Source organism: Streptomyces sp. DT224, assembly GCF_049844595.1.
In the GTDB taxonomy this organism is placed as follows: Bacteria; Actinomycetota; Actinomycetes; order Streptomycetales; family Streptomycetaceae; genus Streptomyces.
Window position 1 is genome coordinate 379,589 of the sequence record NZ_JBNCLI010000003.1, and the last position, 13,692, is coordinate 393,280.

General features: G+C 74.2%; 11 protein-coding genes. 3 read left to right on the plus strand and 8 right to left on the minus strand.

Annotated features, from left to right (window positions below; genetic code table 11):
- Genes ACLQ2N_RS08990 through ACLQ2N_RS09000 form a run of 3 tightly spaced genes read left to right on the plus strand, consistent with a single transcriptional unit; the run spans position 1 to position 3,960 of the window.
- Positions 1-2,799, plus strand: a complete 2,799-nt coding sequence (locus ACLQ2N_RS08990; protein ID WP_425810830.1) for an ABC transporter permease — start codon at positions 1-3, stop codon at positions 2,797-2,799.
- Complete coding sequence (locus tag ACLQ2N_RS08995) at positions 2,796-3,758, plus strand: ABC transporter ATP-binding protein (RefSeq protein WP_425810832.1); 963 nt, start codon at positions 2,796-2,798, stop codon at positions 3,756-3,758. Before ACLQ2N_RS08990 ends, ACLQ2N_RS08995 begins: the two co-directional genes overlap by 4 nt.
- Before the next feature lie 43 nt (positions 3,759-3,801).
- Positions 3,802-3,960, plus strand: a complete 159-nt coding sequence (locus ACLQ2N_RS09000; RefSeq protein ID WP_425810834.1) for a hypothetical protein — start codon at positions 3,802-3,804, stop codon at positions 3,958-3,960.
- A gap of 8 nt (positions 3,961-3,968) precedes the next feature.
- On the opposite strand, the gene ACLQ2N_RS09005 is transcribed toward ACLQ2N_RS09000, so the two are convergent.
- The 8 genes from ACLQ2N_RS09005 to ACLQ2N_RS09040 form a co-directional block, all read right to left on the minus strand.
- Complete coding sequence (locus ACLQ2N_RS09005; protein ID WP_425810836.1) at positions 3,969-4,655, minus strand: hypothetical protein; 687 nt, start codon at positions 4,653-4,655, stop codon at positions 3,969-3,971.
- Entirely contained in the window at positions 4,652-5,074 is a 423-nt protein-coding gene (locus tag ACLQ2N_RS09010) for an acyl-CoA thioesterase (protein WP_026171908.1), read from the minus strand. The genes ACLQ2N_RS09005 and ACLQ2N_RS09010 overlap by 4 nt, the downstream gene beginning before the upstream one ends.
- 5 nt (positions 5,075-5,079) lie before the next feature.
- Complete coding sequence (ettA, locus tag ACLQ2N_RS09015) at positions 5,080-6,744, minus strand: energy-dependent translational throttle protein EttA (protein WP_425810838.1); 1,665 nt, start codon at positions 6,742-6,744, stop codon at positions 5,080-5,082.
- A 222-nt stretch (positions 6,745-6,966) separates the two neighbouring features.
- A complete protein-coding gene (locus tag ACLQ2N_RS09020; RefSeq protein WP_425810840.1) occupies positions 6,967-7,488 on the minus strand; it encodes a hypothetical protein in 522 nt (173 codons plus the stop codon).
- 259 nt (positions 7,489-7,747) lie between these two features.
- A complete protein-coding gene (locus tag ACLQ2N_RS09025) occupies positions 7,748-9,115 on the minus strand; it encodes a Cys-Gln thioester bond-forming surface protein (protein ID WP_425810842.1) in 1,368 nt (455 codons plus the stop codon).
- A gap of 304 nt (positions 9,116-9,419) precedes the next feature.
- Entirely contained in the window at positions 9,420-10,019 is a 600-nt protein-coding gene (locus tag ACLQ2N_RS09030; protein ID WP_425810844.1) for a single-stranded DNA-binding protein, read from the minus strand.
- 100 nt (positions 10,020-10,119) lie between these two features.
- A complete protein-coding gene (locus ACLQ2N_RS09035) occupies positions 10,120-12,030 on the minus strand; it encodes a GTPase (RefSeq protein WP_425810846.1) in 1,911 nt (636 codons plus the stop codon).
- On the minus strand, positions 12,027-13,679 hold the full coding sequence (locus tag ACLQ2N_RS09040; protein ID WP_425811324.1) for a dynamin family protein: 1,653 nt from the start codon (positions 13,677-13,679) through the stop codon (positions 12,027-12,029). Before ACLQ2N_RS09040 ends, ACLQ2N_RS09035 begins: the two co-directional genes overlap by 4 nt.
- Positions 13,680-13,692: the final 13 nt, after the last annotated feature.

Here is a 13,692-nt window from a genome sequence, read left to right on the forward strand (position 1 = left end):
ATGAGTGCCCGCCCCGCGAATCCCTGCGCCCCCTGGGTACGCACCCGGCTGCGGACGGCCCCCGGCGCCGCCTGCGCGTTCGCGCTGCTCGTGCTGGTGACCGCGTTCCTCGCCGCCGCCTTCCCCCGCTCCGTCGACGCGTACGAGACGAAGGGCCTGCGCCACGACCTCGGCGCGGCGGCCCCGGCGCGCGGCGTGCTGGAGCTGAAGGGCCCCCAGCCCGGCCTGGAGCTGGGGGCGGCGGCGCGCGAGGCCGCGGTGCGCGGGGACACGATGGCCGCCGTCAACGGGCAGGTCGTGAAGCGGCTTCCCGCTCCGCTGCGCGCCGACACCGCCGAGTCGGCGTACGGGGTCCGCACCTCCACGCCGATCGCCGCCCGCGAACCGTGGCTCCCGCGGCCGTACGGCCTGGACCCGACGTTGACGTACGTCGCCCAGTCCGGTCTCTCCGACCACGCCACCCTGCGCACCGGCAGCTGGCCGGCCACGCCCGGCAAGGTGTCCCTGACCACCCGGGAGGTCGAGGCCGCCGTCACCGAGGAGACCGCGAAGGCGCTGCGGATCGAGGCGGGCGCCACCATCGCCGTCCCCACCCAGGGCGACGACACCCTGACCGTACGGATCACCGGCATCGTCGCCCCCGAGAACCCGCGGGGCTCCTACTGGTCGGTCGAGCCGCTGCTGCGGACGCCCTCGCTGGTGGCCAAGCCCAGCAAGGACACGCCCCGCTACTACTGGATCGCCGCCCTGCTGCTGCCGCCGGACGCCGCGCCCGCCCTCCTCTCCACCGCCGGACAACCCGAGCGGTACTGGCGGATCGCGCCGGACGTGTCGCGGCTCACCGCGCTCGACGCGCCGGAGCTGCGGACCTCCGTGGCCTCGCTGGAGGGCGGTCCGGGGCTGCTGGCCATGCGCGACGTGGCCGGGGCCACGGTGAACATGGCGACGGACCTGGACGAGGTCCTGACGGGGTACGACGGGATGCGGTCCGCGATCCAGCCGGTCGTCACCGTCGCCGCCGTCGGCATCGGCGCGGTCGCCGTCGTCGTCCTCCTGATGACGGGCGGTCTCCTGGCCGGCCGCAGACACGCCGAACTCGCCCTCCTGCGGGCCCGGGGCGGCTCCCTGCGGGGCATCGGGGGCCGGCTCCTCGCCGAGACCGCGATCACCGCCGTGCCCGCCGGGGCGCTGGGCCTGCTGCTCGCCGTGCTCACCGTGGGCGAGGCCCGGCTGTGGCCCGCCGCGGTCGGCGCCGGCGCGGTCGTCGCCCTGGTCTGCGTCGCGCTCCCGCTGCGCACGACCGTCCGGCACCGCACCCCGCAGACCCACGCCGGCCGGGACGACCTGGCGACCGCCCGCCCCTCCCGGCGGCGCACCGTCGCCGAACTCACCCTGCTCGTCCTGGCCGTCGGCGCCGTCGCCGCGCTGCGCCGGCGCGGCACGGACGCCGAGGGCGGCACCGACCTGCTGGTCAGCGCCGCGCCGGTGCTGGTCGCCCTGATCGCGGCGGTGGTACTGGTCCGGCTCTACCCACTGCCGCTGCGCCTGGCCCTGCGCTCCGTGTCCCGGCTGCGCGGCGCGGTCGGCTTCCTGTCGCTCGCCCGGGCCGGCCGCACCTCGGCCGCCGGCACCCTGCCGCTGCTCGCCCTGCTGGTCGCGCTCAGCACGGCCGCGTTCGGCGGTTCCGTGCTGGCGGGGGTCGCCGACGCCCGCGACGACGCCGTCGTCCGGGCCGTCGGCGCGGACGCCCGGGTCACCGGCGAGGCCGACGCCGCACCGCTGCCGGCCGGCCTGGTCCGCGCGGTGGAGAAGGCCGGGGGTGTACGCGGTTCGGTCCGGGTCCAGGTCGAGTACGGGGTGGACCTGCCGGCCACGGGCGACGGCGTCCAGGACGCCAGGAGCACGACCCTGATCGGCGTCGACCCCGCCGCGTACGCCGCGCTGGCCCGCTCCACCGGGCTCGGCCCGTTCTCCGCCGACCGGCTGCGGGCGAAGGGCGCGGCGGTCCGCGAGGGGACGCGGCCGGACGAGGACCGGGTCGTGCCGGCCCTCGTCTCGCCGTCCGTCGCCGCACGCCTCGGCGACCGGCCGCTCGGCCTCCGGTCACTGGCCGGGAACTTCAAGGTGAGGGCCGCCGCCACCCTCACGCGCACGCCCGCCGTGGACGGCAGCTCCTTCATCGTCGTGGACGCCGCCGCGCTCACCCGCCGGCAGACCACGGCCCTGCTGCTGACCGGATCCGGGCTGGACGCGAAGGAACTGCGCGCGGCGGCCCGGCAGTCGGACGAGACGGCATCCGTACGGCTGCGCTCCGAGGAGCGGGCCGCTTACGTCGACACCCCGATGCAGTCGGGGGCGGAGCGGATCTATCTGGCGGCGATCATCGCCGGCGCCGGATACGCCCTGCTCGCCGTCCTGCTGTCGCTGCTCCAGACCGCACCCGAGCGCACCACGCTGCTGGCCCGGCTGCGCACCATGGGCCTGACCTCCCGGCAGGGCGGCCGGCTCCTGGGCTTCGAGGCCCTGCCCCAGGCGCTGCTGGCGGCCGGCGGCGGGCTCCTCGTCGGCTGGGCGACCATCGCCCTGCTGGCCCCGGGGGTCGACCTCGTACGCCTGGCACTCGCGTCCGGCCCCGGCACCGGCCCGCTGGACACCGCGTCACTGCGCACCGACCCGTGGTCGCTGGTCCTCCCGGCGCTCGGCGTCATCGTGCTGACCGGGGCGGTGGCCGGTGCGCAGGCGTGGTGGGCCGGCCGCCGCGGATCGATCACCGAACTCAGGGCAGGAGACTCCCGATGACGACGCCGTCGACCGATTCCACGCTGGCGGAGCTCGAACAGCGGGCCACCGCCCGGCGCGACCGGCCCTCCTACGGGCACGACGCGCTGATCGCCTGCGACCGGCTGGTGCGCATCTTCACCACGGACGGGGTGGAGGTGCAGGCCCTCCAGGGACTCGATCTGCTGGTACAGGAGGGCGAGTTGCTGGCGCTGGTCGGCGCCTCCGGCAGCGGCAAGTCGACGCTGATGAACATCCTGGCGGGCCTGGACGAGCCGACGGCCGGGGCGGCGAAGGTGGCGGGCTGCGACCTGCTGTCCATGGGGCAGAAGGAACGCCTCCGCTACCGCCGGGACGTGGTCGGCTTCGTCTGGCAGCAGACCTCCCGCAACCTGCTGCCGTATCTCACGGCGATCCAGAACGTCACCCTGCCCATGCAGCTGCGCGGCCGGGGCCGGAGCCGCGAACGGGCCGCGCGGGCCGAGGCCCTGCTGAAGATGCTGGAGGTCGAGGACTGCCGCGACCGGCGCCCGCGGCAGATGTCGGGCGGCCAGCAGCAGCGGGTGGCCATCGCCGTCTCGCTCGCCAACTCCCCCTCGGTGCTGCTCGCCGACGAGCCGACGGGCGAACTCGACTCGGCGACCGGCGAGCAGGTCTTCGCCGCGTTCCGCCGCGCCAACGAGGAGCTGGGCACGACCATCGTGATCGTCACCCACGACCAGGCGGTCGCCAGTGAGGTACGGCGTACGGTCGCGATCCGCGACGGCCGCACGTCCTTCGAGGTGCTGCGCCGCACCGAGGTCGACGCGGCGACCGGCCAGGAGTCCCAGGTCGCCCGCGAGTACGCGATGCTCGACCGCGCCGGCCGGCTCCAGCTGCCCGCCGACTACACCGAGGCGCTGGGCATGGAGCACCGGGTGATGCTGGAGCTGGAGCAGGACCACATCGGGGTGTGGCCGGACGGCCCGAAGGGCGGGTGACCGGCCCCCGGAACGCCGCGTGACGGGCCGTGAGGATCCGCCCATGACGACGTTCGAAGGCGAGATCACCGCGCCGGTCGGCCTGTCCCTTCCCGCCGGCCGCCTCGCCCCGGCCGCGGTCGGCCGGACGCGGACCCCGCCGCACCGCGCCGACCTGCGCGGCTGGGGTGGGGCAGCGGTGCTCGAAACCTGTCCCCGCTGAGCCGGCTCTCAGCCGTTCACGGAGACCGCGAGATTCCCCAGACCGCCCGCCGCACCGGCCCGGCGCAGGGCGACGGAGCCGTACGGGGTGCGCAGGCGCAGCCAGCTGCCGGCCGTCAGGAGGGCGACCGGGAAGGCGGGGTCGTCGCGCAGGAAGCCGAGGGACTGCGCGGCGTGCACCGCGCGGAGCGGGAGTTCGGTGTCCGCGAGGGTGCGCGACCAGATGTCGTGGCCGATGCGGTCCCGCTCGGCGCGGGTGCGCCGGTCCTCGGGGAGGGCCTCGTCGCGGTCCCGGAATTCGGTGACGGCGGCGGTGAGCGCGGCGCGCAGGGCGACGGGCCCGGGCAGCCCGGGCCGCTCCCGCCAGCCGCCGCGCGGGGGGAGGACGCCGGCCCAGGGCGGGCCGGTGACCGGGGCGGGCAGGGCGGCGGCGTCCGGCCCGCCGTCCGGCAGGGCTTCCAGGAGGTCGCCGGCCGACACGGTGACGTCGACGTCGTGCGCGTCGGCGAGCCGGGCCGTGCGGATCGCCAGCACGTCGAAGGACGGGGGCCTGCCGAACACGGCGAGCGCGCCGCCGCCCGCCTGGAGGCGTACGGCGGCGGCGCGGTCGTAGTGGAGCAGCCGCCCGAGGAAGGCGCCGAGATCGGCGGCCTCCCTCGCGTCGGCGAACCGCAGCGACTGTACGGACACGGTCATACCGCGGCGGGCTCCTCGGCCAGATACTCCTGGAGGAACCGCTTCTCCTCCGGGGAGATGCGCCGGGGGCGCTCGGCGGCCAGGTCGTACGGCACGACGACGGTCGAGGCGCGTACGTACACCTGGTCCGGGTCCTTGATCTCGTAGGCGATCGTCAGGGACGCGGCGCCTATCTTCGTGACCCAGGACTCGACGGTCACCGGCCGGTGCCGGTGGACCAGGGGCCGCACGTAGTCGATCTCGTGCCGCGCCACGACGGAACCGCCCGCGAAGGACGGCGAACCGTCCCCCGGCGCCAGCCGGAACATGAAGTCGATGCGCGCCTCCTCCAGATAGCGGAGGAAGACCACGTTGTTGACGTGGCCGAAGGCGTCCATGTCCGACCAGCGCAGCGGGCAGCTGTAGATGTGACGAGCCAAGACGATCAGCCTCGCGTGAGCTTCTTGTACGTGGCGCGGTGCGGACGGGCCGCGTCGGCGCCGAGGCGGTCGATCTTGTTCTTCTCGTACGACTCGAAGTTGCCCTCGAACCAGTACCACTTGGAGTCGCCCTCGTACGCCAGGATGTGCGTGGCGACGCGGTCCAGGAACCAGCGGTCGTGGGAGATGACCACGGCCGCGCCCGGGAACTCCAGCAGGGCGTTCTCCAGCGAGGACAGGGTCTCGACGTCGAGGTCGTTGGTGGGCTCGTCGAGGAGCAGCAGGTTGCCGCCCTCCTTGAGCGTCAGCGCCAGGTTGAGGCGGTTGCGCTCACCACCGGAGAGGACCCCGGCCGGCTTCTGCTGGTCCGGGCCCTTGAAGCCGAACGCGGAGACGTACGCCCGCGAGGGCATCTCGACCTGGCCGACGTTGATGTAGTCCAGCTCGTCCGAGACGACGGCCCAGAGGGTCTTCTTCGGGTCGATGTTGGCGCGGGACTGGTCGACGTAGCTGATCTTGACGGTGTCGCCGACCTTGATGGAGCCGCTGTCCGGCGTCTCCAGGCCCTGGATCATCTTGAACAGCGTGGTCTTGCCGGCACCGTTCGGACCGATGACGCCGACGATGCCGTTGCGCGGCAGCGTGAACGACAGGTCGTCGATGAGGACCTTGTCGCCGAACGCCTTCGAGAGGTTCTCGACCTCGACCACGATGGACCCGAGGCGCGGCCCCGGCGGGATCTGGATCTCCTCGAAGTCCAGCTTCCGCATCTTGTCCGCCTCGGCGGCCATCTCCTCGTACCGGGCGAGACGGGCCTTGGACTTGGTCTGGCGCCCCTTGGCGTTGGACCGCACCCACTCCAGCTCTTCCTTGAGCCGCTTCTGGCGCTTCTCGTCCTTGCGGCCCTCGACCTTGAGGCGGGCGGCCTTCTTGTCGAGGTACGTGGAGTAGTTGCCCTCGTACGGGAGCGCGCGGCCGCGGTCCAGTTCGAGGATCCACTCGGCGACGTTGTTCAGGAAGTAGCGGTCGTGGGTGACGGCCACGACGGCGCCCGCGTACTTGGAGAGGTGCTGCTCCAGCCAGTTCACCGACTCGGCGTCGAGGTGGTTGGTGGGCTCGTCGAGGAGCAGCAGGTCGGGCGCCTCGATGAGGAGCTTGCAGAGCGCGACGCGGCGCTTCTCGCCACCGGAGAGGTTGACGACGGGCCAGTCGCCGGGCGGGCAGCCCAGGGCGTCCATGGCCTGCTCCAGCTGGGCGTCCAGGTCCCACGCGTTGGCGTGGTCCAGGTCCTCCTGGAGCTTGCCCATCTCGTCCATGAGCGCGTCGGAGTAGTCGGTCGCCATCAGCTCGGCGACCTCGTTGAACCGCTTGAGCTTGCCCATGATCTCGGCGGCGCCGTCCTGCACGTTCTCCAGGACCGTCTTGTTCTCGTCGAGCTCCGGCTCCTGCATGAGGATGCCGACGCTGAAGCCGGGCGACAGGAACGCGTCACCGTTGGACGGCTGCTCCAGGCCCGCCATGATCTTCAGCACCGTGGACTTACCGGCGCCGTTGGGCCCCACGACACCGATCTTCGCGCCGGGCAGGAAGTTCAGGGTGACGTCATCGAGGATCACCTTGTCGCCGTGCGCCTTGCGCGTCTTGCGCATGGTGTAGATGAACTCAGCCAAGAGAAACCGTCCGGCAATCGATGTGTGGGCAGATACACCCCATCTTGCCTGACGGCCGGCCCCGGACGGAAACCCGTATCGGCTGGCGGCCCTGACCTGGGCCCGCGCGTGCCGGGCGGCCGGCCTGTCACCGGCTGTCGCGCCCGGCCGTTCCCGGGCCGTCCGCGCACGGCCCACGGCGCACGGCCCGGGAACGGCTGCCGGGCCGTGCGCCGTCCTCGGCTAGCCGACCTGCTGCGGGGTCCAGTAGTGCGGCTCGATGGGAGCCCGCCTCACCACGATCCGGCCGGTGACGCCGGGATCGTCGACCAGCTTCCCCCAGGAGCCGGATCCGTCGCCGGGGGTGTGCTCGATGTCGGCCCACACGACGCTGCCGGGTCCGGCGGAGCCGATGGAGACGGTCCACTCGGCGTACCTGCCGGCACACTCGTTGGCCGCCACTCGGTAATTGTCATTCAGGCTCAGACAGGTGCGGGGGTCCGAGCCCACCGTGGAGACCTCCATCGTTCCGTTGGGGCGCACCCGGACCCGCCAGTTCGCCGAGGTGTTCGCGTTGTCCGTGCAGTCGCCCAGAGACACCGCACCCCTGTTCCCGCCCGGTTTGGGGTAGATAAGACACCTGCCGTCCTGGAGGGCCGCGAACCGGTAGACCCCGTCGACGAGCGGGGCGGCGTGGGCGGGTTGCGCGAGTACCGCGGTGGACGCGGCCGCGGCGGCCATGACAGCGATGACGCGTGAACGCATGGGATCGGACTCCTCGAACAGCCTGGGCCGCGCCGTTCACACGGCACGGGCCAGGTCGACGCACATACCGCCGGAGCCGGCGGCGGCACCGATCCTGGAGCACCGGCCGGCCCGGCGGCAGCCCGCGACGGCGGCTGTCACCCGCCTGGCTGAGCCGTGTCACCCGCCGGCGCCGCGCTCCGGACACGACACGGCCCCGGCCGGCCGAAGCCGTACCGGGGCCGTGATCAGGTCGGGGCGGTCGTGCGCCCGTCCTTCGTTACTTGCCCGCGGTCTGTCCCTTGCGGCCGCGGAGGAAGAAGACCGCGCCGCCGCCGAGGACGACCAGGGCGATGGCGATGCCCGCGATCATCGGGGTGGCGCTGGAGCTGCCGGTCTCGGCGAGGTTGGTGTCGTCGCCGCCCGTGTTGCCGCCGGCCGTGGCCGTGGTCGGGGTGGGCTCGCCACCACCGGTCTGGGTCTCCGTGCCACCGGCGCCGCCGGTGCCGCTGCTGGTGGTCTTGCAGTCCAGGACGCCCTTGAAGGTCTTGGAGAAGCCGCCCGGGCCGGTGACCGTGACGTCGTACGCCTGGTCCTCGGCGACGGGCACGGTGACGGTCACGGTCTTGCCGGCCTCGACGGTGTTCTCCTTGCCGTCGAGTTCGAAGGTGAACGCCTCATCGCCCTTGTTGCCGACGGTGATGTCCACGCCGCCCTTGGCGCAGTTCTTCTCGGCGGTGGCCGTCGGGATCGGGCCCTGCTTGGCCCAGGTGGCGCTGGCGGCCGCGGAGACCGTCGACTCGCTGGAGCCGGCCAGGATCTGGGTCTGACTCTTGGTGACGCCGGCGAAGGCGCGGCCGACCGGGACGGAGGTGGCGGCCTGGACGGTCAGCGCGGCGGTGCCCTCCTCGGAGCCGGCGGGCACGTCGAAGTAGAGCTGGTCGCCGTCGGACGCCGTGGTGACGGGCTTGCCCGCCTTGTCGGTGACCTTCACGCCGCTGGCGAGGTCCGCCGGCGGGGTCACCGTGGCCTGGCCGGCGTTGGTGCGGACGGTGACCGGGCCGACGCGCTCACCGGAGCGGCCGGAGACCGCGACCGGGTCGAGCGTCAGGGACGCCTTGGGCTCGGCGATGACGGTGGCGGACTTCTCCAGCCAGTCCGCGAGCTTCTCCGCCTGCTCGTCCTGGGCGGTCACGTCGACGTGGTCGGAGAACCGCCAGATGGCGACCTGCGTACCGGCCGCCGCGGTCTTCTCGGTGAGCGTGCCGGTGCCGGCCGCCTTGGCGAGCGCGGAGAGGTCGTTCACCTGCGGGAAGGAGTGCTGCAGGACCCAGAGGATCTTGCCGGCGTCCTTGTTGCCGCCGAGCGAGGTCTGGTCCCAGGGGGTCTCCAGGTACTTCGCCCGGTCCTGGGTGTGGTTGTGGATGTCGATGCAGTACGTCTTGAGCGTGCCGCCGCCGTCGACGTTCATCTCGAACAGACCCGCGGACACCGTGTCCTTCTTGCCGTCCGCGTGGACGTAGGCGGTGTCGTAGGTCTTCAGCCCGTCCAGGACGGCGGTGGCCCCGCCCTGGTGCGCGGGCACCTCGTCGGCCGTCGCGCTGCCCGCGCCGACGAGGGCTCCGGCCACGACCAGGCCGGACGCCATCGCGGAAGCGGCCAGCCTGGCTATGCGCCCGCGCCGTGCGGTCAGGGCCGTCGCCCTGGATGACGAAGCGATCGCTGAAGAAGCAGAAAACACTTATTTCCCCTCCGGGCGAGACCCTCGCGCCCGGTACGCGTGTGGGGATTGTCCCGCCTGCTACTCAAGTGCCTTGTGAGTACGGGGAGATCCTATGGAGCGGGCCAAGGACAGTCCCCCGTCGTACCGTCCGACAACCATTCCGAATCGGAATCGTTATCCCGGGTAACTCGCGCCCCGTTGCGACCACCCGCCTTGGCACACCCGGTCGTCAGGCGGTCACCAGATCGGAGTCGGGCTGCCGGGGCGCCGCACCGCCCTTCTGACGCATCGTCCGCCGCCGGGCCGCCGGCCGCTCCCGCACCGGCGCCCCCTCCGACGGCTCCGCTCCCACCGGTTCACCGCCCCCCTCCGGCTCCCCGCCCGCCCGTTCCGGCGACTCCCGCACCGCCCATGGATCGGGCCCCTCCGCGACCGGCGCCGGACCGTACCTCGACGTCAGCCCCGGCTCGCCCCTGACCACCCGGCGGAACGCGGCCGTGCCCCGGGTCAGATCGTGGCCCACCGCCACCGCCTCGATGTCCACGAAGGTCCGGCGCCGGCCCTCCAGTTCCTCCTCGCGCACCTTCAGCCTGCCGTGCACCACCAGCGGCTCCCCCACCGCGACCGAGCCCGTCAGATTCGCGGCCAGCGTGCGCCACGCCCACACGGTGTAGAAGCTCGTGTGCCCGTCGGCCCAGACCTCCTTCACCCGGTCCCACCGCCGGGGCGTCACCGCGAACCTGAAGCGGGCCATCCCGCCGCTCGCCGTCTCCCGGAACTCCACCGCCGTCGCCGCGTTGCCCACCAGCGTCACCAGGGTCTCGTTCATGACTCCGCCTCCCCTTCGCCCGGATCCCGTGGCCGCGCCGTGCGCGCGGTCACCGGTTCCATGCTGGAGGGGAGGCGGAAATCCCGCTGGGGGCTGTGGACTAACGGCCTGTTGTGGAAAACTCCGTCACCGCCACGTAGCGTTCCCGCACTTCGCGGTAGCGCATCAGCTCGGCCGCGACCGGGTCGAGCACCCGGGCCCGGCCGCAGGCCGCCGCCGCCTCGCGCAGCCGCCGTTCGGCCTCCTGTCCGTACCTCCGGGCAGGCCCCCGGGCCGCCGCCGCGCACGACCACTCGACGAGCGGGCCGCCCACGATGCCCCCGAGCATCACCAGGGCGGGCGTCAGCAGCCCCGGCTCCAGCACCCCGATGATCTGGCCGGCCAGCCACAGGCCGCCGAACACCTGCAGCAGCGTCATCGCGACCTGCGCCAGCACCGCCGCCGGCCACCACGCGGGACGCGGCGGCCTCCCGGCCGCGCGCCCGCTCCGGCCCTCGCCCGCACCCCGGCCCGACGGGCCCGCGGCCTCCGAGGCCGACGCGCACACCGCGGCGCCGCCCGCACCCCGCACGCCGCCCTCGGCACCCGCGCCCCCGCCCGCCACGCGCTCCGCCAGTTCGTCCAGCGCGTCCGGCAGCCCCTTCGCCCCGTGCACCGCGGCCTCCCGCACCGCCTGCGCCCAGGGCCCGGGCAGTCCGGCCGCAGCGTCCTCCGCGACTGTGCGCACGGCCTGCTCGACGCGCTGGCGCGCGGTGAGCCGTTCCTCGGGCGGGGCGGCGAGCGGGACGCGGTCCCGGCTGCCACCGGGCTGACGCGTGGCCTCGTACCAGCGCCACAGCCGCAGCCACGGCGTGCCGCAGGCCCGTCCGGCGTTGCGGCGCCACTCGCGTTCGGCCGCCTGGCCCGCCGCCGCCGCGCCCACCGCCTCCGCGAGCCGGTCCGTGAACTCCTCCCGGGCCCGCTCCCCCAGACCGGGCCGCCCCTCGGCGACGTACACCGGGCGGAGCCTGGCCGCCGCCGCGTCCACGTCGGCGGACAGGCGCCGCGTCGCCGCCGTGCGGTCCTGGACGAACCGGCCCAGCAGTTCGCGCAGTTCGCCGACGCCCTCGCCGGTGAGGGCGGACAGGGGCAGGACGGTCGCCCCGGGCTCGCCGTGCTCGCCGAGCGCCATGCCGTCCTCGTCCAGCAGCCGCCGCAGGTCGTCCAGGACCTGGTCGGCGGCCTCGCCCGGCAGCCGGTCGATCTGGTTGAGCACGACGAAGGTGACCTCGGCGTGGCCGGCGAGGGGCCGCAGGTAGCGCTCGTGCAGGGCGGCGTCCGCGTACTTCTCCGGGTCCACCACCCAGATCACCGCGTCCACCAGGGCAAGCACCCGGTCCACCTGGTCGCGGTGGCCCTTCGCCGCCGAGTCGTGGTCGGGCAGGTCGACCAGGACCAGGCCTTGGAGCGCCTCGTCGGCCGCCGCGCCCGGCGCCGGCCTGCGCCGGAGCCTGCCGGGCACGGCGAGGCGGTCCAGCAGCCCGGCGGCCCCGTCGGTCCAGGAGCAGGCGAGCGGGGAGGACGTGGTGGGGCGGCGCAGGCCGGTCTCGGAGAGCTGGGCGCCGGCGAGCGCGTTGAAGAGGGCCGACTTCCCGCTGCCGCTCGCCCCGGCGATGGCGACGACGGTGTGCCGGGAGGAGAGCCGCTGGCGGGCCGCCGCCTCGTCCAGCACCCGGCCCGCCTCGGCGAGCGCGGCCCGGTCCAGGCGTGCGCGGGAGAGGCCGACGAGCTCGCGCAGGGCGTCCAGGCGGGGCCGGAGCGGGCTGTCGGAGTCCACGTACGCCTCGACCTGCGGCCGTCCGTCGTCCTCTTCCCCGGGGGCCTCGTCCGGGGTCTGCTCCGCCTCCTTCCGGGCGGCCTGCGCGCGCCGGGCGATCAGCCCGTCGTCCCAGCCGGTGCCGGGGCGCGCCGCGTCGGACAGCTGCTCCCCGGCCCCGCCCTGCCCCGGATTCTCGTCAGTGACGGCAGTCATCGCTGCCACCTCTCCTTCTGCAGTAGGGACAGCGCGGCGATCAGTTCGGCCTGCGGTTCGGGGGCGATGTCGAGGGCGTCCAGGGGGGCGAGCCGCCGGTCGCGTTCACCGTTCAGCACGTGGTCGAGGCAGTTGGTGAGCAGCGCGCCGCCCTTGTCGCGCAGCCGCAGCGCGCCCTGCGCCCCGATGCGTTCGGCGAGCTGTTCGCCGGCGGTGCGGGCGCGGCGTCCGCCGAGCAGGGCGGCGGCCAGCAGGGTGGCGACGGTCTCCGGGTCCGGGGCGGTGCTGCGCTCCATCAGGCGCAGTTCCTCCTCGGCCAGTTCCTCCAGGATCCGGCGCCATCTGCGTACGGTCATGGCGATCCGGCCCCGGATGTCCTCGGCCGGCCCCCAGCCGCCCTCCTCGCGGCCCGCCGCCTCGAAGGCGAAGGCCGCCGCGGCGGGCTCCTTGCGCCAGACGGCGCGGATCTGCTCGTCGGCGGCGGCGACACCGCACTCCAGGAGCGCGGCCAGGCTCTCGACGAGCGCGTCGAGCACTTCCTCGGAGGTGCTGTACGTGGGGTAGCCGCGCCACCGGGTCCGGGCGTCGCCGGCGAGCGCGCCGCCGTTCTTCAGCCTGCGCCGGAGCCGGACGCCCTCCTTCCCGTACGCCTCCTCGACCACACCCGTCAGCCGTACGGCGGCGGCGTACTGCGCGGCGACGGCGCCGGCGAGCGCGGGCATGCGGACGTCCAGGGAGTCGATGACCCCGGCGGCGGTCCGGCCGACGGCCTGCTGGCGGGCGGCCGGGTCCTGGGCTCGGTGCGCGAGCCAGGCGCGCAGCGGGGCGACCGCGGTGGTGGGCAGGAGTCCGCTGCCGCCGCCCGCCGACTCGGGCAGCTCGGGAATGGTGAACCGGGGCACCTCGCCGAGACCGGCCTTGGTGAGCAGGGCCCCGTACTGGCGGGAGACCTCGGCGATCACCTGGTGCGGGACGCGGTCGAGGACGGTGACGAGCGAGGCGTTGTACTCCTTGGCGGTGCGGAGCAGATGCCAGGGCACGGCGTCGGCGTACCGGGAGGCCGTCGTGACCATGACCCAGATGTCGGCGGCGCAGATGAGTTCGGCGGCCAGGACCCGGTTGCGGACGACGAGGGAGTCGATGTCGGGGGCGTCCAGCAGGGCGAGCCCGCGCGGCAGCCCGGCCGCGGTCTCGACGCGCAGCGCGGTGCCCTCCTCGGCGGCGTGGCCGTCGGGCCCTTCGAGGTCGTCGCACTGGCCGGGCTCGGCGTACTCCTCGGGCGGCAGCCAGACCCGGGTGAGCTGCGGCAGCACCCGTACACCCGCGAACCAGTGCTGGTCGTCCGGGTGGCAGACGAGGACGGGCGTGCGGGTGGTGGGCCGCAGCACCCCGGCCTCGCTGACCCGGCGGCCCACCAGCGAATTGACGAGCGTCGACTTGCCGGCGCCGGTCGATCCGCCGATGACGGCGAGCAGGGGCGCCTCGGGGTCCTTGAGCCGGGGCAGCAGGTAGTCGTCCAGCTGGGCGAGCAGCTCGGTCCGGGTCTGCCTGGCGCGGGGGGCCCCTGGGAGCGGGAGTGGAAGACGCACGGCGGCGACACTGTCGCGCAGGGCGGAGAGTGCGTCGATGAGCTGAGGCCGTACGTCCAAGGTCACCACATGC